Below are 25,953 nucleotides of genomic sequence, written 5' to 3' on the forward strand. Positions count from 1 at the left end.
TTCTATAAGGGATTTTTTCGTTTAATACGGTAAAAAAACGTATTTCTTCCTTATTACATGTTAAACTTCGCACTCTTTTGGAAATGTTTACATAAGCGAGGTAAAACAAATAATAAAAAAATAACGCTTCCATCAATATTTCTACTATTAACTTGTCATATAGTCATCTTTTACTTTTGGATCTTCGATTGGGAGAAAATAACGACTCCTTACGGTCTAATAATATGGTTTGTTTCTACTATTTATAGTCTTTTACTTTACTACCATTTTAAAAATTAAAAATCTAATAAATTAATATTAATTGCTAGTTCGTTATTATTGATTATTTCTTCTTCATTTATGATTTTTTTAGGTGTTGTTACTGGTATTATCTTTGTAACTGTTAGTTCTATGAATTAAAAAGTTGGTCTTTTATTATATAAAAAAGAATGAACAAAATAAATATATATAGAAATTAGAGAAGTTGATTCCCATCAATAATCTTCTCTAAGAATATCACTCTTTGTTAAAATATTTCCTTTTTCAACTTTTTAATCTTCCTAAATAAATTAATAAACGCATATAAATATATACAAACTAAAAACCCAACCATACCTTTATATAATCCTGATTCTGATACTCCAAGAAAACATAAGTAAAGCACTGGAATTAACATTACAAACATAATTGCAACGAACTGTATCAATTCAACAAATTTTTGTATCTTCGTTTCTTTGTCTGAATAAATATCAGGTAACTCATTTTCCTCGTCTACTTCTTTACAAAAATAATTCCACTTCGCAAAACTCGTTACATGTTTCCATCCACACATTTCATATATTTCAATATATTCTTTTTGTTTTTCTTTTGAATCTTTATAATCCAGTCTAAAATCCGCTTTATATACTACATCTTTTGGTTCAGTTTTCTTAAACGTATACATTACATTATACTTTTGTAAAGCCCATCCTTTTTGATGCATTTTTCTTAAAAAAGCTTCTTCTTTTTCCAAGCTCCATATCGCAAAAGGTTTGAATACCTTCTTTGTCTCCATTTCCCATTCACTCCCCTAATATACTATTTCCATTCCTTACAGATCTCTGCAATCTGTTATATTCTAGCTCTAACACTTCTCTCCCAAACGGCGTTAACTCATAGCACTTCTTTCTATCTGTAGAGGCAACTTCAACAATTAATTTTTCTTTAAGTAATTTCGTCGTATTCCCGTATAAAGTACCAGGACCGAGCTTTACTTCCCCATTTGTCATCTCTTCTACCATTTGCATAATTCCATATCCGTGCATTGGTTTCACTAGTGATAACAATATGTAATATGTCGCCTCAGTTAACGGAATATATTTTTGCGCCTTCCCATTCATTATAACTACCTCCGATACATCGCCTTATGATATATCGACTTACGATACATCGTATATCGATATTGTATAGTCATATTCCAAAATATGCAAGAGTAATTTAATAATTAAATATCCATTTCTTTGAATTAAAAAACCATACAAATTTTCTGAATAATTTGTTAAAATATAGAAATATTAGCTCTTTTATAATGAAAGGAATGGTACATATGATAAATAAATTGAAAGAAAACATCGGATCTGTGTTTGTTGGGAAAGAAAATGTTATTGATCTACTGCTCGTTTCACTTCTTGCTGATGGACATGCACTACTCGAAGACGTGCCTGGTACTGGGAAAACGTTACTGGCGAAAACCATTTCCAAAAGTATTGGTGGTAGTTTTTCTCGCGTTCAATTCACCCCCGATGTACTTCCAAGTGATATAACAGGTATTGAATACTTCAACCCAAAAACAAGCGAATTCGAATTAAGAATTGGACCAGTTATGACAAACATTTTGCTGGCAGATGAAATTAACCGTGCAATGCCGAGAACGCAGTCGAGTTTGTTAGAAGCGATGGAAGAACGACAAGTGACGCTCGAAAAACAATCTACGCCTCTGCCGAAACCGTTCTTTGTTATTGCGACGCAAAACCCAATTGAATCACAAGGGACTTTCCCTCTTCCAGATGCACAGCTTGATCGCTTTTTAATGACGATTTCAATCGGTTATCCTACTCCTGAAGATGAGCTACAAATGATGCGACGTTTTCGGAACGATTTACCATTAGAAAGTGTCACATCTGTCATCTCATTAGAAGATATTTTAGAATCTCAAAAACGAGTAAAAGAAATATTTGTTTCGGAACCGTTAGAACATTACATTATTAAACTTGCTCATGCTACAAGAAATCATGATTATATCGCTAACGGTGTAAGCCCACGTGCCACATTAGCTTTAGTACGTGCTGTTCAAGCTTTAGCCTTTTTACATGGGAGAGAATATTGCACACCAGAAGATATACAATTGTTAGTTCCTTCTGTTTGGAATCACCGTATCGTCTTATCAATGGAAGGTGCCCTGCGTACGACAAAAAATGATATTATGAAAAGTATTTTAAAAGAAGTTGACGTACCTGTGGAGATTGAGCAAGCATGAATGGACAGCGTGTTGTAACTGTGCCTTTATTTTTTCAACTCCATATTATTCAACTAACCGTTCCAATCGCGTTACTTTTCACATTCTTTTTCCCGCAACGAATGCTTATGTTTCTCTTTTTCTTCTATTATATATTTGCGATTTTTATTTATAAATATGTCGCTTTCATAGAGAAGAAGTTTCAAATCATAAATGAGAAACAAACTACACGGCTTTTTCCTGAGGAATCTGGACAGTTTTTTATTCATTTAAAAAATGGAGCCAGCATACCGATCGTTAATGGTGTTTGTTACTTTCATTTAAATTCGTCCCTTATACCGCATAAAGAGCAAGGCATTGAACAAATATCAAAAACATTATTCTCTTTCCCATTTTCACAACCTGCACATTCGGCACAAAAATGGGGTTTAACATTAACCGCAACGAAGCGTGGTGTGTTTCAAATTGAACAGTTTGAATGTGTATTAAAAGATCCATTTCATCTATTAACTGTACATTTACCTGTTTTTGATAAATTAAGGACTGAAATTATTGTGTATCCTTCTCCTAAAGAAGTAGCAGGTTTGCAAGAACTTCAGCAACTTTTGAATGGATTTTATCGAACGAATTTTTCTTTTTACAATGATGAAACATCTATTATCGGTGTAAAGCGATATGAGCGTGAGTCTTTCCGCTCTATTCATTGGAAGGCATCTGCTAAAATGCAACAATTACAAGCGAAGCAATATGAACCTGTAAAAAATTATAGTTGGACGATTTGTCTTTCTTTAGCTGCCGATCGTGGATTTGGTTGGAAAGATAATGTAGAAGAACTTATTTCATATGCAACATACATTTTCCAGTACACAACGAAGCACCACATTCCGTTTGAATTGTTTATTAGTGTATTAGCAGAAGGCGGTGCATTACATGTACCGTTAAATGAAGGACAAACACAATATGCAAAAGCTTTAGAAGAATTAGCCCGTATTTCAGATGATAGTACGTTACTTCCGAAACAAGGATTCCTTCATTATGTAAAGAGAAAGAGAGAACGATCGTCTACAATGATATACATTGGTTTACAAAGAAATGAACTCCCTCTTCTCTCGCAGCCAACGTTTCTCATTACTAGTGAAGGGATGGTGGAACCAGTTGAAAACTTGGCTATATCACATTCATGATTTCATTCTGCTCCTCCTGCTTTCATTATTAACAGAAAGAGATGAACTAATTAGTATTGCAATATTTTTAACAACAGGCTATATTGGAGTATTTCTTATTCATAAATTTATGCAGAAAAAAACAACAGGATTTGTAATACTTTTAGTTCTTCAAATCGTTCTTTTCTCTTTATTTTTACCTTTTTCTCTTTTTGGCACAATCATATTACCACTATTTTTCTTTATCGTACATGTGGTCGGATCTGGATATCCAGTTCAAAAATCTTTAGGTGGTATTGTATGGTTTGTCGTTTCAGCTATATTTTATGCACCCTTTCCACCGTTGTGGAAACTATTAATGTTAGCCTTGCATCTTATGATTACATTTTGGTTAACCGGGGCAAATCGCAAACAACAACTATTACGTTTTGCTTCTATCATTACGATTGGCTTAATGAGTATATTAATTGTTCAAGTATTTCCTTTCATTCGACTTATTTTTGGTTTTATAACGGAAGTAGTCGCATTAGGCGTCGGCTATGCTTTAATGCCATTAATTAAAGCAGCGGAATTAAAAGATACTGAAGATGTTTGGGCAAATAAAGGACATCTCTTAAAACCCAAAATTGAAGACGGAAAAAAATTTCCTGATTTTGATCCAATACTCATAAATAGCGCTACAATAATAGTCTGTACAGCTATCGCTATTTACGTCGTTTGGAAAATAGTAAAAAAACGAAAACATTTAAGTTTACCAAATATGCCCGCCTTCGAATCTACTATCATTACTGATAAAGAAGGAATGAGCCAAAATCGTTTTAAACGAAATAAACCGCCGCATAACGAAATTCGGAAGGAAATTTTCAAGCTAGAGAGTAAGTTAACCCCTCCTTTAAATAGAAAACGGGGAGAAACTGTTGAGGCTTGGCTAGAAAGAATAAATGATAAAGAAGATGTAAATATTCAAAGTGATATTATTATAGATGCTTATAATACGGTGCGTTATTCAAATGGTAAAAGCATTGTACTTCTGCATGAATTTAAGGAAGAGGTTCATAAGCTTTATGCCTATCAGAAAAGTTTGAAGAAACGAAAGAAATAACGTAACAAAAAGACTCCTATATTCATAGGAGTCTTTTTATACTTCTACGTTGCTTTTTAAATGGAAGCATTCTTCCCTGCTTCAATTTCTAATGACTCTTCATGCCACCAAAGTGTTTCTTCAGGATCTTCTTTAGCGATTTGGTGTGCTTCTTTTTTCGTTTCTACTGTAGGATATGAACCTTTTAGCGCACGCCCTGAAGTCGTAACGAATAGTACACTAAATACAACTAATCCAATAATACTTACACCTGCTAAATAAAATGCCGGTGCGAGCGGGTTACCAGTTGCATGAACTAAGTATGAACATACGAGCGGTGTTGTTCCACCGAATATCGATACAGAAATATTAAATGAGATCGAAAGTGCTCGATAACGTACATCAGTGAAAAAGAGTGATGGTAATAATGAAGGTAATGTTCCTTCATATACACTTAAGAAGAAACCTAGTACGAAAATACCTGCAAATATAGCTGCAATATGTCCGTTACCTATTAGTAAAAATGCTGGAATTGCAAATACAGTTAAACCAAGTAAACCAATTTGCACAACGCGTTTATTACCAATTTTATCACTTAATTTACCGAAATATAGTGCTAGTGGAATCATAAGTGCCATCGTAATAGAAATAATTAATAAGCCTGTTGTTTCTTCGACTTTAAGTACTTGAGTTAGATAAGAAGGAATATACGAAAGAATCATATAATTTGTAATATTAAAGAAGGCGACAATTACTGTGCTTAATAAGAAGTCTTTTTTGTGATATTTAATAATATCCATAAATGAAAATTGTTCATTGTCTTCAGATTCCTCTTGTGCTTTTTCCATCTCTTCAAAGATTGGAGATTCATCTAGATGACGGCGTAAGTATAAACCGACCAAACCAATTGGTGCAGCTATTAAGAACGGAATACGCCATCCCCAGCTGAGCATTTGCTCATCTGTTAACAATAACGTCAAAATGGTAACAATTACCGATGCAGCAATGTAACCTGAGAGTGTTCCAATTTCAAGACCACTACCGAGTATACCACGCTTTTTATCTGGAGAAGATTCTGCGATATAAACCATTGCTCCTGAATATTCGCCGCCTGTAGAGAAGCCTTGAATCATTCGGGCAACTAAAAGTAGTATTGGTGCCCATACACCAATTTGTTCATAGGTTGGTAGTAATGCGATGAATAATGTAGAAAGTGCCATTAAAATAATAGTAGTACTTAACACGATTTTTCGGCCGTACTTATCTCCTATTCTACCAAAGAATACACCTCCGATTGGTCGAACGAGAAAGGCTGCTGCAAATGTACCGAATGTAAGTACAAGTTGCAATCCACTATTATCAACACCTGAGAAGAATAATTGACTTAAAATTACCGCTAAATACGCGTATAATCCGAAGTCAAACCACTCCATTGCGTTCCCTATACCAGTAGCAATTACTGCTTTCCTGGCTTGTTTAGGATTGACAATATTAACGTCTTGAGGTTCAAAATTTAAATCATTATTTTGTTGCATATAATAAAACAGCTCCTTATTTAATTTAACTTCTTTAAGCACACCTTCTCTTATTGAATAAAATTAATTCGAAGCACTTAAGGAAAAACAACGTCTCCTTATCTGTTATTATTATTTCACATAATTAATTATTTGTCCAATTAAATGCTCTTTTTATATAAAATTAAACCCTGTTTAACTTGTTATAAAATGACGTTTAGCTTATATAATATATACCTTTACACTACAAATGAAACTTTCATTTATTTATATTTATAACGTTTCTATAATTGCTTCCTCTAACTTAGAAATCAGTAACTTTTACTTAAGATTTGCATATATTTAAAAAGTGAACTCATTAACTCGAATTCTGTTTTATTACATTTAACTATAATATTATTATAGTTTTAAAGGAGGCTCTTTTATGTTGGAAATAATACTTTTACTTACTACTGTTTCTTTTCTCTTCATTATTTCTGGATTTTTCATTACCTTAAAACAATATAAAGAAATAAAAAATATAAAGACTATATTAACTACAAAAAAAGAAAATGAGAAAACTTCATCTGAGAACTCCGTCCCGTTGCAATTAGATCTTAGTGTTCTCAATAATTTGCTCGCTTCTGGAATAAATAAAAACTCTAATTCAAGTAATGAAAATTGTGAGTCTGATAAAAACAAATGATTGTTATGCTTATAACAAAAGGAAAATATATCTCCTATTTTATCTAATCTTATTAACAACTACCTCTGATTAAAAAGGAGACTGCTTATGTGTAAAAATTCAATTTCTATTATTATCCCCATACAACATAAAATAAAAAATTTAACTGGAATTTTGAAAGCATGTGAACAACTACAGCCTTTAGAAATTATCCTTACTATTAACGGATATACCCAGGATTCAATTGGGAGTGCAGATTCCTACAATTGTGAAATTATTACACTAGAAGAACCGATAGAATCTCCTAATCTTTATGTAATTGGTGCAAAAAAAGCAAAGGGGCAGTATCTCTTATTTTTAGATGAAAATTACATGGTCCCCCCCTCCTTACTTATACAATTTCTTCAACCATTACTAAATGGATGTGCTGACGTCGTATTAAATAATTTAGATGATTTTTTTTATCAAAAACAACAGCCCAATTTAGCAATGATTTGGCAGCAAGTTACAAATCACTTTTTTTATCGCCCAGATTTAAATATTAACTCCTTATTATTTCCTCCCTATGCAATGACAAAAGAAGTACTTGAGGTAATTAATCCAGATAATTTATCAAATCCCATATTGGCACAAATGAAAATTATTGAACATAAATTTCGGATTTGCGATCAATTAAACATTCCTATCCCTCAAGTTCTCCCTTTTCCTTCAACTCAACTCATTCATTATCATCTTGAAGCCATTGCAAATTGGATAAGTAAAATGCAAGATCCAAGAGGAAACTATACCGATAATAATCGAAAGCGAGATATTATTTTAGGGCTTCAAAACGGAGAACAAAAATCCATTCCAAAAATAATTACAGGTAAAGAGTTTTATTCAAATACTTATGGAGATCAACAATTATCAGTTATCATCCCTGTTCAAAATGAAGAAAAAACGATAGAATCTGTCATTTTTGAGGTACAAAAATTAAAACCTTTTGAAATTATTGTTATTGTTAATGGATCAACAGATAAAACAGAGGAATTGGCGAAGGGTTGCGGTGCAACAGTTATAAGCTACGAAGAAGCACTCGGCATTGATACCGGACGTGCCGTTGGTGCATATTTTGCAAAAGGTGATATATTATTATTTATTGATGGTGATTTCTTAATTCCTAGTTCTGATTTATTACCATTTGTACAATCTGTTCAAAATGGAACCGATTTAGCTTTAAATAAATTAGAGCACTACTACATGTATCGTGTTCCTTATACTATCGTAACTGCATGTAAGCATGTTGTTAATTTAGCATGTAATCGAAAAGATTTAGGTATGGGCTCCACAACTGCTGTCCCTCATGCTTTTAGTCGAAAATGCATTGATACAATTGGGTTTGCTTCTCTTCTTTCACCAACCTTAAGTCAAGTTAAAACAATTTTAGCAGGATTGCATGTACAAAATGTTCATTCTATCGACGTTGACAAGATAAATCGAGTTCGACCAGAAAAACACTTCTCGCAGGAAGGCTACCTTTCATTAGCAACGCAACAAATCATTGGTGATCATATAGAAGCAATTTCTTACCTCATCGAACAAAAAAGAAACACTGAATGCTTTTAATTGTATATTCTTACCACCAAATAATATATGAATTTATTTTAAATATATAGCAAAATAAAAAAGATGGTTGTAACCATCTTTTTTATTTTCACATTAGATCAAAAGAAAAGTAGCAGGCAGGCTTTTCATTTCTGTATCTTTCTTAAGAAGTTTGAAAATAGAGGCTTGTTAATGAAGAGTCAACACTTAAATCATCTTTTAGTGCAATTGAGAAACATGCAACTAATGGTAAAGTAATAACAATTGATCCACTAGGACTAATTACAATAGTAGGACTTGTCCCACATGTGCCTCCACAATCGACTACTGCATCAATTCCACTACCAGGGGTAATTGTAATTTTAAGACACACATCTAAACAAACATTATTCGTAGTACATGCCATAACTCTCCCTCCTTTCTTTTAACAATATATGCAGTTAATCAAATTCGGACACGACTCTCTTACTAAGTCTTGTAAATTAGATGCTATTTTACTATTCGTTTTATAGGCAATTAACGTTTTATTAAACTATCTAAATCAACTAAAAAACTCAAATCATCCTTTACTGAAATAGAAACACATATAATAAACGGTATTACATTAAAATTAGATAAACATTCATCATTGCACCTTACGAATATTTCTGCCCCACCATTTGGATTGACTTTAGTTTCTAAAGAAATATTAAAACAACTTTTATTGATGCAAGACAAAATATTCCCTTTTTTCTTATATCTAATGTCTATTTATCCAAAAATAAAAATACAACTTTATTTACCCTTTACCTTCCATACTTAAAATAAAAAAGATAAAAGCTTCTTCATATATAAAGAAGCCTTTACCTTTTAGTTACTTGTTCATTTACTATCAGTCAGTGAAACATGCTCTTCACTTGTACCTGAGCTAAAAATAATAAAAATTTTTGATTTTAGTTTCATTGCAATACTAAATATCGTCAAGTTGCATAAATGAAATGTTTAAGTTACTCATTCAATAGACAAATTTACCTTTTAAAATAAATCTTTAAAATCCTTATTCTTCAATAAATATGAAAGTCCTTCTAAATGATCCCCAGTAATTCTCAATACAGCTGGTGGATGTCCTATCGTCGCAAAATGCTCTTGTGGCCGAATACGATTTGGTTTCATTACATCTACAAAATGGACACATCCGACTTTATACCCTTCTAATATTGCCTTTACTTGTGCAACACACGCTGTGTGAAGAGTGTCCCAGCCAATTCCCTCTAAACATTTTCTACTAATAGCATGGGGAACAGCAATTGTAGATCCTACCCCTAAATCTTTACGGTTACAAGCAATATTCAAAATATATTTATATAAACTTACAATATATAGAGGAAATCTAAGATTTAAATTTAAATCATTTAAAACCATATCAACACCATCCGCAACAGCTTGCGTTAACGGATGAAGATCTTTTGCTGGAATAGCAAAATCAGCATCAATAAAGAGAAGTATATCCCCTGTGGCTTCTTGTGCACCAATTGCCCGTCCTACATCATGCCCTAATCTTTCTTCATAAACAATTACTGTTGCCCCTGATTGCTTAGCGATTACTTCTGTCTGATCTGTTGACCCATTAATGACAACAATTATTTCTTTCGGTTCAATTTTTCTTGCCTCAAGAATAACTTCTTTAATCGTTGCTTCTTCATTTTGTGCTGGTATAATAATTGATAACTGTTTTCCATTATAAATTGATGAATTCATTCCCCATCCTTTATGGAAACGTGAATAATTCTTTTGTTTTTTTAACTGCTCTATAATTTCTCTTTTTCTTCCTCCATCTGTATAGTTACCTCTATCATCTTTTCGTTGTAACCAACTCTCCAAAGCTTTTATATTTTCTTTAATCTCATATACTTCTAATTTAGTTAATTCATTTTTATAGAAAGAGGTTTCGTTTGCGGGCATATTATTCAAGGAGGTGTTAGTGATGGCTGACGAGGATTGTAGTCGCCACCCTTTCTCAATAAGAGTGACTTGGGACAGAATAGGGTTCTGCAAGATATCATATCCAATGTCTTCAATTGCTTTTTTAGTAATAGCATATGGCATAGATAACATCGAATCATATTTTAAATCCATACGCCCCAATACATCGTTTACTATTTTTCTATACACCATAGCAATACTTGGCCATTCTACTCTCATCTTTTCAAAACATACGGAGTCTATGTTATTTAAGATTACATCCTGTTCCTTTTTCAGTATCGGTTCTATAAATCGCTCTAATTCTACCGAAAAAATAACATCTTCCCCATCTAAAAATAAGACTACATCACCATTGGCGATTTTTGCCCCATGAACTGGTGCTTTCCGTTTACTTTTCTCCTCAATCACAACAACGTTACTTTCAACAAATGTTGGTATAGATTGTATCGCACTCATTCTATCATCAGCTACAATAATAATTTCTATTGGTTTTATATGCTGCACTTTATTTAAAATTTGATTCAATTTTGATTTTTCTTCTCCTAAAACTATAACGACTGATAGGTCCACTTCTTTTTGTTCTTCTTTTACAGTCTGATTAGGTTTTACTTTTTTTATATATTCAATTGTTTCACTCTTCCCTACAGCTGCATGTCCTGCTTTTTTATCAAAATATAAGTCAATTATAATTTGATTTACTTCCGTGTCTTTATCAAGTTGCTCTAATTCGGAAATAAATGGTAGCAAATGATTTTGCACATCAAATTCACACGCGAAATTTTGCAAAAAATAAATATTCGGTACATATTTAATGTGATTAAAAAATTTCACAACATTAATTCTTTCGCCAAATTTCTCCTCAACTTCTTCTCTTGATAAATTTGGATAAGACAAATCGAAAACTAGATTTATTGGTACAGGTATCCATTTTAATAAATTTGTTTGAGGATTATTAATTAAAGCTGTGGAGCCCTTAACGAATCCAGCTAAAATTAAAGACATAAATCCTCCCCCGGAACTGCCATAAAACAACACATTTTTCGAATCAACTTTTAACTTTACAAATACTATTTCTAAAATATTTGCTATATCTTGTAAATAAAATCTATTTAACTCTCCCTGTCCCCAGCCTAAAGATAATTTTCCAAGATATAACGTAGGGTCATTATAATATATAACAGTATCTTCAAATTCATCCATCCAAGAATGTCGATGAAAAATAGGTGGACCAATTGGCTGTTCTTGAAACCCACCTGCTCCGGATCCAAAAACAATAGTGTTAGAAGCATCGGGCTTAATACGAATTAAAAATTCATACGTTACTTTATCCCAATCAACCTTGAGTATAAATGGTTCTGTAATTTGAAAATCCATTTGCCATAATTGTTCATATGAAATGTTAATTTTTTTGTACTGGTCTAACAGTTTAATCACCCTTTCCATCTATTTCAAGATGTTCTATTAAGTAAGAGAGAGCTTCAACGTGATCACCAATTATTCTTAATACTGCTGGAGGATGTCCATTGTGACTTACATTCTCCATTAAACGAATTCTATTCGGTTTTACAACATCAACGTAATGTACACATTCTACTCTATACCCTTGTAATATAGCTTTTACTTGTGCAAGACTAGGGCATAGTAAGCTTTCCCAGCCTATTGCATCTAAACATGATCTACTCATAGCATGTGGAATTGCTACTAATGAGCCATTGCTTAATTCTGGACGATTATATGCTAAATTAAGCATATATTTTACGACGTCTACAACATAAAACGGAGGATGTAACATCGGATTCAAATCATTTAATGCTATGTCTACACCAGCTGAAACTGCTTTTGTAAAATGATGCAAATTACTTCCTGAAACACTAAAATCACCATCAATAAATAAAAGAATATCTCCTGTAGCTTCAAGCGCTCCAATAGCACGTCCAACATTATGACCAAGTCGTTCGTTATATTCAATAATAGTAACACCAAGTCTTTTAGCAATATTAGCCGTTTGATCTGTCGAACCATTTACAACGACAATTATTTCTAGTGGTTCTATTTTTCTCGCCTCAAGTATTACTTGTTCTATAGTCTCTTCTTCATTTTGTACTGGTATAATGACAGAAAGTTGTTTCCCGTTATAAATTGAAGAATGCATTCCCCAGCCTCGATGATACGAAGGATACTGCTTGCTTTCACCTAATCTTTGAATAATATCTCTTCTTTTTCCTGCATCAGTAAAACCTACTCTTCTTCCCTTTTTCTCTATCCATTTGGATATACCAATTAAATATTTTTCCACTTTCTCTTTTTCATTTTCTAATAATTCTTTTTTAAATAAATACCCTTCTTCTTCGAACATTTCATCTTTAGATAACGTTCTTATTGCACATTGATCGTTAATCCGCCACCCCTGATTCACAATCTTCATATAAGATAGAACGATATCTTCCATATAATTAAAGCCGATGTTTCCCACTACTTCCTTCGTAAGCGCATATGGTAACGAAAGTATTGAATTGCTTTTTAAATCTGGTCGACTTAAAATTTCATTTAACATTTTTCTCCATACAATATCCATATTTGGACATTTATCAACTTCTATAAATTTATCTATTTTGTTTAATACTACATCAGCCTGATTTGTAACGACTGGCTCAATAAAATTCTTCATTTCATTTGAAGATAATAAAAAATTACTATCTACAAATAACAATACATCTCCTTTTGCTGCCTTTACAGAAGCTTCATACCCATCATAATACGTACTATATTTATCCATCAAAACAATATGGCATTTATGTTTCTTTGCTATTTCATACAAATTACTTCTATCGTTAGGAACGAAAATTATAATTTCAAGAGGATTTAGCTTCCATATAGATTGAATTGACTCTTCTAATATTTGCTCTCTTTCACTATACAAAATAATAACCGTTAACGATTTCATTACACGCCCCCTTTACACATCATGTGACATAAAATATTAAGTATTACCATTTCCTGTGAATTCGCTACTTTATTAACATATTCAAAAATGAATTATACTGTGTAAAAACAACCGTCTATTTTTGAAAATATAAGTTCTGCACTTACCTCTTTTCTCTTATCATTGTTTGTTACAACTCTCACCATTTAAAAATAAAAAAAGTCCTAATTTCTTTAGGACTCTTTTAAATAAACTTATCAATATTATTAATTTTATATACTACCTTTTTCCATGTTATACCGCGATCTTTTGTAGTAAATATTTCTTTTTTATTACACGCCCAACCTTTACGCCGATTAAAAAAATGCAAACAAAATACATTTTTTAATAATGGATTACTTGATACTTTGATCCATTTTGATCCTTTTTTTATTATTTGATATACACTTCCATTTTCACTATTTATAACCCAGCCATAATAGGAACTAAAAAACGAAACAGCCACTTTACTAGTATTTATTGTTTTATTTGAAATATGCCACGAATTCCCCTTATCAAATGAGTAATTCATTAAAAATACATCATCATTCATTTTAGTTGGTATTACTAATAATTTATTTTTATAGATTGCTTTATAAGCCATAGCAGTCCCATTATTAATTCCTTCAAGACTTGGAATATCTTTTATAGGATGCCAACTTTCCCCACCATTTATTGTTTTAAATACCGTTGATGTTTCATAATGTTTTTGTAGTGAAATAAACCCAATTAGATCGTTTATAAATGTTATCCCTGAAATACTATCACTAATACTTATATTTTTTATTATTTTCCATAATTTCCCTTTAGTTTTCAAATAGTATAAATTATGTTCAAATTTATTTGATGCAAGCTTTCTAGATAATACAATCCATATACTATCCATATTCGTAGCATGCAATTGAACTTGAACATCAGTCGATTTCTCCCAATCTTCTTCAACCGGTAAAATAAACTCACTCCATCTTTCTCCTCTATTAACTGTATAAAATATAGCTGGCAATAAATCGTCATTCTTTTTTGTTAAACCATATGCCCAAGAGCTTCGAGCGTTTATTGGATACCCAAATAATACAATTGAATTAAGAGGATTGACAACATCCCATTCTACTCCTCCGTTTCGAGTATATAAGATAGCCTGCTTTTTATTTGTATATTGAATACTAGCCCAACCATATTTATCCGTTCTCATTTGTAAAGAAGTAAATTGAATATCATTATTTTCCAATATATCACCTCATTCTTATTATTTATATATTCGTATGCTATTATTTTCAAAACGTTCTATCATTAGTTATTTAAACCACCCGCTTTATCTACTATCTTTATACTTACTTTCCCTTTTCTTCACCACTCAAATATAACGAAATTCCTTCTATTTTTCCGTTATCATATACAAACGACTGTATTTTACAAAATTCAACTATAAAAAATGCACCCCAATTGTAAACTATCCCCAACAATTAGAGTGCACTTTATATAAAATATAGCTTTTAATTTTTAAGCACTTACTACAGTAGCAACCTTATCCATACAAGTAATAAATTGAGTAATAAATGTATCAATTTCTTCTTTTGTAATTATATATGGAGGAAGTAAACGGATGATATTCCCTTGTGTTACGTCAACTAATATCCCTTTCTCCATTAGCTCTACCTGTAATTTTTTCACATTTTCATTTGTATCATTTAAACTAATTCCAAACATCATACCAGCATGACGTACTTCCTGAATATAATAAGAATTTTCTTTCTGAATTTCTTGTAATTTATCATTTAAATATAGTGACGTTTCATACGCTTCGTGCATTAAACCATCTTCAATCAATGTGTTTAATACCGTTAACCCTAAAGCCGTTCCCATTGATGAATGAGCAAATGTTGTTCCATGATCTCCAGGTGCAAATACATCACATAGCTTTTCACCTACAATAATTCCTCCTAGCGGTATCCCGCCTCCTGCTCCTTTACCAATTTGAATAATGTCCGGTGTGATATTAAAATTTTGATACGCAAACAGTTTCCCGGTTCTCCCCATACCACTTTGAATTTCATCAACGATAAGTAGTAGATTGTATTTCTCACATAAGTTTTGAACGCCATGTAAATATTCACGCGATAAAGGATAAATCCCCCCGCTTCCTAAAACCGGCTCTAGCATAATCGCAATTGGATTTTCATGAATAATTGTTTCTTCTAATTGCTCTATATTTTCGCGCTCTACTTCATATACAGGAATCGATGTTTTAGGGAAATTTTGATATACACTTTCTTGTCTCGTAAAATGAAGTGCCCCTAACGTACGCCCATGGAAACTATTCTTCAGCACTACAATTCCTTCACGTTCTTCATTCGTATTAGCTCTATATTTATCAATTAATTTCAAAGTTGTTTCTGTCGCTTCCGTACCAGAGTTTGTAAAAAAGACCTTTCCGTTTTTTAATGAGCAATCCACTAATTTCTTTGCATACTCAATCGCAACTGGGTTTAAAAAATGAAACGGCAGATGCAACGATTTTGTAACTTGCTCCATTGTCGTTTGTACAATTTTAGGATGATTGTATCCTAATACATTTACTCCTACGCCAGAAAATAAATCTAAATACTCTTTACCATCTACATCATATAGTTTACATCCTTCTCCTCTTTCCATTGCAACCTCTGTACGACAATATGTAGACATCATATATTCTTTATCTAATTGAAACCAATCCGACATGTTAAATTCCTCCTATTTATTTTCCCTGTTTATTTCTGTTCATTCTCTATAAACTCATGTATAAATTCATTTTTCAGATTAAAATTTTAATAGTAATTTTCTTCACGATATTCATTTTTCCATAATTTCTTCTATTTCAACAGGTCCACTACATACACGTTTTTTTCATCTAGCGGTCTGTTACTACTTTGCATATCATACATAATCAAGATTATAAAATCATATTTAGTAACAATAGACGAAATAAATTTGGAGGCTATATCGATGAATGAAAACTATGATAAACAGGGGCAATCTTTACTAGGGAATCACTTTAATGAAAAAGGCGAACGTAATGAACAAGCTACCCTTCACTCACAAACAGTTGGTTCACGTGGACCTGTTCTAGAGCAAGATAGTGTACTTCACGAGACGTTACAAGAATTTATTCATGAAAAAATTTTAGAAAGACCTGTTCATGTAAAAGGATTTGGTGCGTTCGGTTATTTTCAAACGATATATTCGATGTCTGAACATACTAAATTAAGTTTTTTACAAAATTCTAATGAGAAAGTTCCTGTTATGGTGCGATTTTCGTTAGCTGTTAGTACGAAAGGAACACCGGATACTGCTAGAAATGTACGCGGTTTTTCTACAAAATTTTATACAAAAGAAGGCATTTTTGACCTTTTATGTAATCACATTCCTGTTTTTTCTGTCCGTGATCCGATGCGTTTCCCTGAAACGATTCAAGCATTATTGCCTTCACCTAAAAATAACTTAATAGACCCTAATAGATTTTGGAGTTTTGTCGCTAAAGCACCTGAATCTATTCATTTTGTTGTCCGTTTATACTCTAATAATGGTACGGCCAAAAGTCTTCGCCACATTCCAGGACATAGTGTTAATACATATGTATGGAGAAATGCGGAAGGTAATCGAAAGTATGTAAAGTATCATTGGTACCCGTTTGAAGGTGTACAGTACATTACTAGTAAAGAAGCAATTAAACTAGCTGCCGAAAATCCTGATTATAGCGGGAAAGATTTATATGATGCTATTGAAAATGGTAAACCAGTGGAGTATGGTTTATACGTCCAGCTCATGGATCCGAAAGATGAAGCGCACCTTTCTTATGATCCTTTAGATGACACAAAAGTATGGGATGAACAAACGTATCCTCTCATACCAGTCGGGAAAATGGTATTAAATAAAAATCCTGAAAATTTTATGGAACAAGTAGAAAAAGTCGCATTCTCTCCTTCTAATTTACTGGATGGTGCAGAACTATCAGATGATAAAATGCTGCAAGGGCGCGCTAACATTTACAGTGATTCACAAAGAAGAAGAATTGGTCCAGAATTTCGCAAATTAACGATTAACCAGCAGCAAGATTGGACACCTGCTAATCAAATTACAACCGGTGAAGGAAGGTACGTTGAAGGTAAACTTGAAAGAGCTTCTATAACGAAACAGGATGACTTTACACAAGCTGGTGAATTTTATACGAAGTTACAGCCAATAGAAAAAGAACATCTCGCCGAAAACTTAGCTAGTGATTTGAAAGTTATATCCGATGATATTAGGGAGATCGTTTTGGGGTATTTCAATCAAGTATCAACTGATTTGAAAACAAGCATTGAGACAAAAATGAAAGAGCATTAAGAAGATTAAAACATGCTTTACGAATGAGAATTCAGATCTATATTAATTATTTTCTTATCAAAATCCAATGAGGTTATTTAATTTAAAAATATAAAGCCAACATATCCCTGTTCTATAATTAGAACAGGGATATGTTGAATTAGTTTAATGTTTAACATTACATACTTTATTTCGCTAAAAAATGTAATAAGTAGCCTTTCAAAACAAACTATAGTAAACTATTTTACTTGTACCGTATAATTCCCTGTTCCACCACCATACTTATATACACTTAAGTAATATTTCCCTGGCTTTGCATTATAATTTCCAAGCAATTTGTTCCCATCACGTTTTGTTGCATAAGCTACATAATTATTTAAATCTGATTCAGAATATAATACCCAGTTCAATCCAAGATTTTGTTCGTTCGTAACAGAAATTTGTAAATCTTTTTGATCCTTTACATCAATAACAAATTTATCCCCCTGATCTTGATCGCTCAAGGTTCCTCTTAACAAAATATTCAAAGATAGTGGGTTTGCTGTTTCAAATGAATTATTCGGTTCTTTTTCTACAGCCGTACCTTCTTCCGTATTCACTCCGCTAAACACAACATCATATTCAAATTGCCCAGCATTATTTACACGGTAATTTACAAAATAAGCAGTCAATGTTTTATATCCAGTCCACTCTTTTCCTGAAAGACGTTTCAACATATCATTCGTTGCTTCATTCATCACTTTCCAGTCCTCAACTTCTCCTTTAGCCGCACTTCCTGTATATGTCCCCTGTAGTGTAAATGTATTAAAGAATTGTGATTTATTCTTTGTTACTTTCACATCTTTTAATTTCGCTTCATTCGTAATATCTGACGTAACGTCCGAAAGCGATTTTGGATCATGCTGAGTTAAATACTCATCTGATACTTGTGGAATTGTATACTTATCACGATTATCAATAAGCATTTGCATATAAGATTGATATTCTTCATTTAACTTATTATCTTTGCTTAATGTAGCACGGTATTCATCGTAACTTGAAACATCATTTGCGCGAATTAAATCATGTACTTTATCGAACATTTCTGGGCGCTTATTATACATATATGATTGCAGTGCAAACGAATAATTATAAAAATCCCACGTTCCATATTTCGCATTTAATGTTTGTGATGCTGTATAACGTTTTGCAGGATCATTAGATAACCCACCAATTATACTTTTTCGTGGTACTACACTATCTAATCGCGTTGCACCTGCAAAGAACTCTGCATTCCCTTCTTCAAACCATGTTAAACGTTCATTTTGATACATTTCCCCTTGGCCCCATAATCCCTGAACTTCGTACCTTCCCTGTAAGTAGTGCGTAAATTCATGGCGGAACAATTCTTCCAGACTATAAATACTTTGCTCTGGTGTACGTTCATATGTAAAGAAAGTCCCTGTCCCTTCAATATAAATCCCACCATTATTCGTTTCATATCCGTACAGTTGACGATTAAATTGATACTCATCTGGGCTATTATAAATAACCATCGTTAACACATCATCAGCATGTCCACTTTCAAGTGGTTTATCGCTACCAACTGTACGATAAAATTGAGAACGCACCTCTTTTGCCGCCCAGTATAGACGTTTAATTTTCTCTTCGCTAACTTTATCCCCAGCTTTAAAGACAATTGCACCATCATCAAACGTATACGTTTTCGGTAAATATTTCTTTTTACCCTCTTCTCGAATTTGATCTAAATTTACAGTTTTGCCGTTCGCATCTATTCCTCCATAATTTGTAGTAATTTGTTCTGCCGCAACAAAGTATTGCTCTCCTAAATATGGATAAATTCGCATTGCATCTGTAACAACTTGTTGTCCTTTTGTGGGCGTGCTATGAAGCTTGCCCAATCGGCCAGCATAGTAAATTCCATTATTAATTAACCATCCGTTTTTATTTGTTACTGTACCAAGTAGTGCAAAACGATTTATTTCATTAATAAAGTTATCAATATTTCGAAACCACATCGTATCTTTTGGCTCTTTTCCAGTCGTGTACATATCCGTCTGAATATCAAAGTCAATTCCCTTCATCAACTCATATATAGCGTCTCCTTTTGTTCGGTCTTCAATGAAAGTTGCAAGATTATCGTTATATTGTTTAAAAATTTCACCTGCATATAAAACCGTTTCAACATCTGCTGATGCATTTCCAATTAATTTTCCATATGATGCAATTACTTTATTTTGTTCTGATGTACCAAGTTTGAAATTTGGATTTTTTGCAATTGTTTTTAAAGCTGGTAAACATTTATCATGGTAGCTACGCTCATTTAGTTTGCTTAATTCATCATGGTAAAAACCTAAATAAAATGCTGCACGTAGAGCTTCTACTAATGTTTCAATTCCTTTTGAATCATCTTTCGTATAAGTTTGTCCTTGTTCTTCTAGTTTATTAATAATTGCTTGCATTCGACTATCATCTTGATAGAATTTAAGACTATCACTATTAAACTGAAATAATTCCGGAATTTGATACCATTTAATTGTCACAAGAAGATCAGTTAATTGTTTGTTATTTAATTGATTTAACTCAGCCATTGAATACTTTTTTTCTTCAGCTAACGGTTTAATATTATCGGTTGGTGCTAGTGGACGCTGCGATAAATCCGCTAATTTTAACCGTTTTGTAAAAGATGCATTTTCTTGTACTTTTGAAGGGTGCGCCAATTCATTAACAGATTTCTGTATTCCTACCGGCTCCATTTGTAATACGTTCTTCACGTTTTTCTCTTTTGTCTCTGCTTGAATTTGCAAACCATTACATGTTATTGTCACTAGTCCAACACCAAGAATCCACTTAGAAATTTTCGAATATTTAACCATACCATTGCCCCCTAATAATTTAAATGAAAATTCAGAATTTTAAAATTAAAAAAACCACTTATTTGTATGTATTTACAGTTCCCCTATAAATACAACTATGATTAATAATGCAATAGTAGCTTGTTTTATACTATTACGAGTACAGATTCCTTACATACAATCTCCCTTCCTTACATGTAATACAAGCAAAAACCGTGCCAATCATATTTCTTATGAATAGCCAACATTCTTTTATAAATACTGTAGAATAAAATATACATAGGTGTTTCGGCAATGTATAAATCATTTGACACAAAATCTAATGTTTATGAAGAACAAATTCATTGAATGTTATAAATTCATTAGGCAGTAAATAATCCCCAATTATTAAATCTCTCAAAAAAAGGTAAATAAACATATTCCATAAAGCTAATATGTTTGTTTACCTTTTTCTATTTCAAATCAACAGCAAAATATCGTTGAATAAAAACAGCATGAATAAGTATTTTGTTATTCATTTCTCTTTTTCATATAATCTTTTTCACATTGCAACGGCTTAAATTTCACTTTTTTCCCTTTCTTCTTTTTCGTTTTTATAACGAGCCATTCCCCTTTTTCAACGTCTAGTTTTAGGCGTTTCATTACATTGATATTATCTTTTTCTTTATAAAGTAAAAATGCTTCTTGCGCCCTCACAAATAGGCTGGGCTGTTCGCTAAATCCACCACTGTCATAAATTTTAGTTAGCGAAGTATAATAAGAATCATTTTCCTTTCCACCATACATCAAATGAGCAGCCTCCAGATCTCTTTTACTTACTTCCCAAAAACTATGTTCATCAATATTTAAATTAAATGTGGATTTAATGTCCTGTATTATATTCTTCACATACTTTTCATCTCTAACTTTTCTTTCTTCGAGACAATCCGAAGGTAACTCTGGTGCATCTGATTGGGAATGTACAACGTGTTGTATCGATACACACAGAATAAATACGCTTAAAATGTAAAATATTTTTTTCATATTTACATATCACCTCAAATGATTTAGATACTATATCATTTGAGGCTTACAATATTCTTATGCTAATAATAAGAAAGATCCTATAAAATAAAATTTTTATAGGATCTTTCTTTTTAATATTGCTTTATCAAATTTACGGGCGGGGCAACTACCTTACTACTTTTCACATCATATAATCCTATAGGTGTTACTCGTATAAAAGGCAAGTGCGTCGCAGAAAAGAATAAAATTGTAAATGCTGGATCATCATACGCGTAGCCACGCTCTTGTAGTAATTTCACCATCTGTTTCTCTTCCTGTATTAATTCTCTCATTTTTAAATTAGACATAATCCCGAGCAATGGTAATGCTATTTCGTGTAACACTTCATTGTTTTCTACTATGACCATTCCACCACCGAGCTCTTTTACTCTACGAAAAGCTGTAAGCATATCTTCTTTTCTTTTTCCGATAAGAATGATGTCACCTGTACCAGAATAAGAGCTAGCAAGCCCACCTAGTTCTTTTGCAAAACCTTTGACAGCTATATTCACTTGCCAACTGCCATCACGAGCAATCATCATAAGGAAACATTCATCATGATCTGTGGACAATTCATCACAGTCTATATTGATTTCACTAGTGTATGGTTTTGTAATAACGTTATTTAATAAGTGTATCCCCGTTTTATTAGAGAAAATCATATCCTCTTTTTCTATTGACCAATCTAATGATAATGGAGTTACTTTATGTTTACTCCAGTCTATATGTAATGCCTCATGTGTATTTACACCGTCACGCTTCACCCATTTCCCCTTTGCAAGGACACTAATTGGTACTGGGTTTTCTTTACTTTCTAAAATATTGATATTAGCAATTCTACCTGTCGCAATCGAACCATGTACATGTTCCATATTATAATAGCGAGCAATATTATAACTTGCCATATCGTATGCATCTATTACTGGCACTCCTTGTTTTATCGCGGTAGAAATCATAACGTTTGTCATTCCATTCTCATAAAACGAAGGATGTGAGCCGTCTGTCGTAAGAATAAATCTATCAAACTGCTTTACGCCTAGTTCCAACAATTCTTTCAGTAAAACTTCTAAATCTGGGCGGATTGAAGAATTTCTTAGGGAAACAGTGTAACCTTGCATAAGACGAGTGAAAGCTTCCTGCCCTGTCATCGCTTCATGATCACAATCTGTACCTAACAGTTTTAACTTCGCTAAAGTCGTTTCAGATGCACCTGGAAAATGTCCTTCTACTTTCTTCTGCAATCGCTTCGTTTCCTGCATCCAAGTTAACATTTCATCATCGCCATGTAATAGTTTTGGCCATGCTGTTAGCTCGCCGCCTTGAAGAACTGCTTTATGCTTAAGCCATTCTATTATTTCTTCACGATTAAATAAAGTTTCCCCGTTTTGCAATTCAGTCTGTCCATCAAAACGGCACCACCAATACATACTTGCTGGAATCTTTTCAAATTCATCTAATAAACGAAATGCTTCTTCACGTTGTAATGTGAAAAATAAAGTTAAATTATCATTAATAAAAGTTGTTGTCCCAAACTGCATCGCATGATTCGCTAAAGTTTCAGGATTATATAATTGATATGGATGTGCATGAGGTTCTATGTAACTTGGAACTACATACTTTCCATCACAATCAATGACTTCACATTCATGCAGTTGCACTGGCAGCTTTTCCCCTACATAAACAATCCGGTCATCATAGATCCAAATATTTGCTTGCATCCACTCGCGCATATAGGAATTTAAATAAGTTGCGTTCTTACATAAAATGTGCGGACTTCTTTTACCATCTATTACTTCAACATGCTCTCGTAATTGTTTATTACTCCATTTATAATGATTTTCTCCCATTGTATTCAACTCCAAATCAACTCATAATCATTTTGATTAAAACGAGAAATAATTAACTAACTAAAGTATTTTCCATTCATAACTCCCCTATTGGCGCCCCTATATCCTTTATTATATTTAATAATTTAAAAAACAACAATTTTCAGAACTATATACCTTTTTTATCCAAAATAAAAAGAATGTCATGTAACTGACATCCTTTTTATTTTTATCGTAAGCATTAAGATTGATTTTCACTTTGAAATACACTTGATGCCATATCATAAATGCAACTACTGTCCATAGTTGCGAACTTAAAAAAGCACCTCTTTTAAATATAACTATAACAAAATTCCATTCACTTTCTTTTCATCTATTTATTAAATTCAATTTGCATCATTTTATTAAACTGCGGAACAATATCGACCCCACCTATAGAGTTGAGACTGATAGCCAATGTATGTTTGCCTCCAATTACTCCCCCAGCAAAAGTTGTAAATCCAGGAATTCCTCCTCCATGCCCCCAAACTGAAACACCGTTTGGAAGTTTAGTCTCATAGATTCCAAGACCGTATGCGTCACCAACCCCTTTTCCTTCTATAGGAACTGTAGTAAGCATTTCTTTTAGCTCGCGTTCCTTCAGTAACTTACCACCGAGTAAAGATGAAAAGAACTTATTTAAATCATCCGCATTAGAAATCATATCTCCAGCTGCATTAGCTAAACTTGGATTATAATACGTAATATCTTTCAACTCGCCTGTTCCTTCCATTTTCACATATCCACGAGCATGATTCTTTCCTGGGATGACGGGTGAATTTCCTGGTAAAAACGTATTTGATAGGTCCAAAGGTTCAATAATTCGCTTTTCGATTTCTTCCGCATAACTATTTCCAGTTATTTTTTCAATAAGCATTCCTAGTATTACGTATCCTGTGTTTGAATACAACCAGTCTTTACCCGGCGAGAAATCTGGAGGCAGCGAAAGGCCTATTTTCACTATTTCTTCTGCTGTATACGTTTTTTTCGAATTCATTATGTCCGCGTCTTTTGACTTTAAATATTCAGCGATACCACTTGTATGATTCAAAAGTTGTCGTATCGTAATTTGATTACCATCATACCCATTTCCTTGCACGAGACCCGGTAGCCACTTTTCAATTGGATCGTCAAGTTGTAAGCGCTTTTCTCCTACTAATTGAAGAATAGTCGTGGCAGTAAACGACTTCGTCACACTGCCAATCCGAAAGCGATAATCCGAATTCACCGGTTTCTTTGTACTTAAGTCCGCCACGCCAGCAGTAAAACTACTAGTTTTTCCATTATTAGACGCCTTAGCTAATATTCCTACAGCACCAAGCTGTACTGTTTCCTGCATTACTTGTTTCCAGCCATTACGATTCTTTTGATCATGTACTTGTGACGAACTAGAAATATTTTGAGTTGACTCTGCAGTCACAGTAAAGCCAGGTGTGAATAGAGCAGTACCCGCTAATAAAACTGCAAAACTTGCTAACTTAATTGAATTACATTTTTTCATAAGGCTTTCTCTCCTCCATTAATATCGGATTGATTCAAGCTATACTTTCATCCTATATGATAAATCTCTCTTTTTTCTTATCCATTCCTTACGAAATACTTACGTTTAAATTTAAATACGGTAAACTGAGGAAGAGTTATGCATGCAAATAAAAAGAGAACATGTTTTTATTTTTTATGTAAACATGTTCTCTTAAACATTTAAAATTCTATATCAACTTTTCATCCTATTCTTTACACAACTAATTTATATTCCTTTTTACCAGCCCGCACTAGCATTCATACCATTTCCAATAATAGAAAGTAATAGCGGCCATAATACTGGTCCTAGTGTAAGAAATACATTTAGAAGTATGAGCATTCTATATCCAACGGTGAAATTGTGATTTTTACGATTAACAAATACTAAACTGATTAATGATATTATAGTTGTTAAAAATAATACTAACATTAGCAACCAATACCACACCATTAAACTAAGACTCCATGGTGTTAATAGCTCATGTATGATACAAAATGAGATTCCTAATACAGAAAAACTAAAACTAGTCACCGCTGTTTTTATAAGCCATTTATTTATTTTTTTATCGTATGTATTTTTACAATATAAATCTATTAAAGTATATAAAGATAAATATGCCATTAATACACCTATCCAAGACAATAACCAGTCTCCGTCCCCTTTGAATAATACGTACAGTAACCAACACATACCTACTGCTGAAAAAACAAAGGAAATAAGTATGCTTTTTAATACCGATTTCATTACATTTTCACACCCTTAAAAAATCAAAAATTAATTATAATTTATAAAAATTAAGTATAGGTTAACATGTAATGAAGTATAAGTAAATAAAGTTAATTTTGTTTATCTATTTAAATACGGTTTCATATAAGAAAATAATTCATGTTAATCAAATTTCCATATAAAAAAGAAAAGGTGAA

The 25,953-nt window shown here is 32.6% G+C and carries 20 protein-coding genes and 1 pseudogene; 7 read left to right on the forward strand and 14 right to left on the reverse strand.

Features of this window, described 5'->3' with window-relative positions:
- Positions 1-57: 57 nt before the first annotated feature.
- Positions 58-399 (forward strand): annotated as a pseudogene (locus ACTFR8_RS27715) (hypothetical protein).
- 106 nt (positions 400-505) lie between these two features.
- On the opposite strand, the gene ACTFR8_RS27720 reads toward ACTFR8_RS27715, so the two are convergent.
- Both ACTFR8_RS27720 and ACTFR8_RS27725 read right to left on the reverse strand, forming a co-directional pair.
- Positions 506-1,033 carry a DUF2812 domain-containing protein gene (locus ACTFR8_RS27720; RefSeq protein ID WP_000448424.1) on the reverse strand — a complete coding sequence of 176 codons (528 nt, stop codon included), beginning with the start codon at positions 1,031-1,033 and terminating at the stop codon, positions 506-508.
- 7 nt (positions 1,034-1,040) lie between these two features.
- Positions 1,041-1,358, reverse strand: coding sequence for a PadR family transcriptional regulator (locus ACTFR8_RS27725; RefSeq protein WP_001013435.1), 318 nt, complete (start codon positions 1,356-1,358; stop codon positions 1,041-1,043).
- 206 nt (positions 1,359-1,564) lie between these two features.
- On the opposite strand from ACTFR8_RS27725, the gene ACTFR8_RS27730 reads away from it, so the two are divergent.
- The 3 genes from ACTFR8_RS27730 to ACTFR8_RS27740 are packed head-to-tail and all read left to right on the forward strand — an operon-like array spanning position 1,565 to position 4,738.
- The gene (locus tag ACTFR8_RS27730; RefSeq protein WP_000608776.1) at positions 1,565-2,494 is read left to right on the forward strand and encodes an AAA family ATPase; all 930 of its coding nucleotides are present in this window, start codon (positions 1,565-1,567) and stop codon (positions 2,492-2,494) included.
- On the forward strand, positions 2,491-3,657 hold the full coding sequence (locus tag ACTFR8_RS27735; RefSeq protein ID WP_252209595.1) for a DUF58 domain-containing protein: 1,167 nt from the start codon (positions 2,491-2,493) through the stop codon (positions 3,655-3,657). Before ACTFR8_RS27730 ends, ACTFR8_RS27735 begins: the two co-directional genes overlap by 4 nt.
- Complete coding sequence (locus tag ACTFR8_RS27740) at positions 3,629-4,738, forward strand: DUF4018 domain-containing protein (protein WP_069605299.1); 1,110 nt, start codon at positions 3,629-3,631, stop codon at positions 4,736-4,738. The genes ACTFR8_RS27735 and ACTFR8_RS27740 overlap by 29 nt, the downstream gene beginning before the upstream one ends.
- Positions 4,739-4,794: 56 nt before the next feature.
- On the opposite strand, the gene ACTFR8_RS27745 is transcribed toward ACTFR8_RS27740, so the two are convergent.
- Entirely contained in the window at positions 4,795-6,252 is a 1,458-nt protein-coding gene (locus ACTFR8_RS27745) for an MFS transporter (RefSeq protein WP_001186926.1), read from the reverse strand.
- A gap of 403 nt (positions 6,253-6,655) precedes the next feature.
- On the opposite strand from ACTFR8_RS27745, the gene ACTFR8_RS27750 reads away from it, so the two are divergent.
- Positions 6,656-6,916, forward strand: a complete 261-nt coding sequence (locus tag ACTFR8_RS27750) for a hypothetical protein (RefSeq protein WP_000889746.1) — start codon at positions 6,656-6,658, stop codon at positions 6,914-6,916.
- Positions 6,917-7,003: 87 nt separating this feature from the next.
- Positions 7,004-8,500 carry a glycosyltransferase gene (locus ACTFR8_RS27755; RefSeq protein ID WP_070184045.1) on the forward strand — a complete coding sequence of 499 codons (1,497 nt, stop codon included), beginning with the start codon at positions 7,004-7,006 and terminating at the stop codon, positions 8,498-8,500.
- A gap of 142 nt (positions 8,501-8,642) precedes the next feature.
- Here ACTFR8_RS27755 and ACTFR8_RS27760 read toward each other — a convergent pair whose 3' ends face one another.
- From ACTFR8_RS27760 to ACTFR8_RS27785, 6 genes are all read right to left on the reverse strand, one after another.
- Positions 8,643-8,885, reverse strand: coding sequence for a hypothetical protein (locus ACTFR8_RS27760; protein ID WP_000752474.1), 243 nt, complete (start codon positions 8,883-8,885; stop codon positions 8,643-8,645).
- A gap of 110 nt (positions 8,886-8,995) precedes the next feature.
- Complete coding sequence (locus tag ACTFR8_RS27765) at positions 8,996-9,196, reverse strand: hypothetical protein (protein WP_002103272.1); 201 nt, start codon at positions 9,194-9,196, stop codon at positions 8,996-8,998.
- Between the two features lie 297 nt (positions 9,197-9,493).
- Positions 9,494-11,815: a glycosyltransferase family 2 protein gene (locus tag ACTFR8_RS27770; protein WP_128267222.1), complete on the reverse strand. Its 2,322-nt coding sequence runs from the start codon at positions 11,813-11,815 to the stop codon at positions 9,494-9,496.
- A 52-nt stretch (positions 11,816-11,867) separates the two neighbouring features.
- Positions 11,868-13,385 (reverse strand): glycosyltransferase family 2 protein, encoded by a 1,518-nt coding sequence (locus tag ACTFR8_RS27775; protein ID WP_000839300.1) that lies wholly within the window; start codon positions 13,383-13,385, stop codon positions 11,868-11,870.
- Between the two features lie 223 nt (positions 13,386-13,608).
- Complete coding sequence (locus ACTFR8_RS27780; protein WP_098207505.1) at positions 13,609-14,631, reverse strand: hypothetical protein; 1,023 nt, start codon at positions 14,629-14,631, stop codon at positions 13,609-13,611.
- A 272-nt stretch (positions 14,632-14,903) separates the two neighbouring features.
- Positions 14,904-16,121, reverse strand: a complete 1,218-nt coding sequence (locus tag ACTFR8_RS27785; protein ID WP_001286470.1) for an aspartate aminotransferase family protein — start codon at positions 16,119-16,121, stop codon at positions 14,904-14,906.
- A 264-nt stretch (positions 16,122-16,385) separates the two neighbouring features.
- Here ACTFR8_RS27785 and ACTFR8_RS27790 point away from each other — a divergent pair, with 264 nt between their 5' ends.
- Positions 16,386-17,765, forward strand: a complete 1,380-nt coding sequence (locus ACTFR8_RS27790) for a catalase (protein ID WP_044584581.1) — start codon at positions 16,386-16,388, stop codon at positions 17,763-17,765.
- A 218-nt stretch (positions 17,766-17,983) separates the two neighbouring features.
- Here ACTFR8_RS27790 and colA read toward each other — a convergent pair whose 3' ends face one another.
- The 5 genes from colA to ACTFR8_RS27815 all read right to left on the reverse strand — a co-directional run bounded on the left by colA (position 17,984) and on the right by ACTFR8_RS27815 (position 25,774).
- Positions 17,984-20,620, reverse strand: coding sequence for a collagenase ColA (gene colA, locus ACTFR8_RS27795; protein WP_044584582.1), 2,637 nt, complete (start codon positions 20,618-20,620; stop codon positions 17,984-17,986).
- A gap of 489 nt (positions 20,621-21,109) precedes the next feature.
- A complete protein-coding gene (locus ACTFR8_RS27800) occupies positions 21,110-21,622 on the reverse strand; it encodes a hypothetical protein (RefSeq protein WP_100618843.1) in 513 nt (170 codons plus the stop codon).
- A 113-nt stretch (positions 21,623-21,735) separates the two neighbouring features.
- Positions 21,736-23,490: an adenine deaminase C-terminal domain-containing protein gene (locus ACTFR8_RS27805; RefSeq protein ID WP_044584583.1), complete on the reverse strand. Its 1,755-nt coding sequence runs from the start codon at positions 23,488-23,490 to the stop codon at positions 21,736-21,738.
- A gap of 352 nt (positions 23,491-23,842) precedes the next feature.
- Positions 23,843-25,009 (reverse strand): serine hydrolase domain-containing protein, encoded by a 1,167-nt coding sequence (locus tag ACTFR8_RS27810; protein WP_000710633.1) that lies wholly within the window; start codon positions 25,007-25,009, stop codon positions 23,843-23,845.
- A 258-nt stretch (positions 25,010-25,267) separates the two neighbouring features.
- Positions 25,268-25,774: a DUF3902 family protein gene (locus tag ACTFR8_RS27815; protein WP_000843833.1), complete on the reverse strand. Its 507-nt coding sequence runs from the start codon at positions 25,772-25,774 to the stop codon at positions 25,268-25,270.
- Positions 25,775-25,953: the final 179 nt, after the last annotated feature.

This window comes from Bacillus cereus group sp. MYBK15-3, from assembly GCF_051916765.1.
Taxonomy (GTDB): domain Bacteria; phylum Bacillota; class Bacilli; order Bacillales; family Bacillaceae_G; genus Bacillus_A; species Bacillus_A cereus.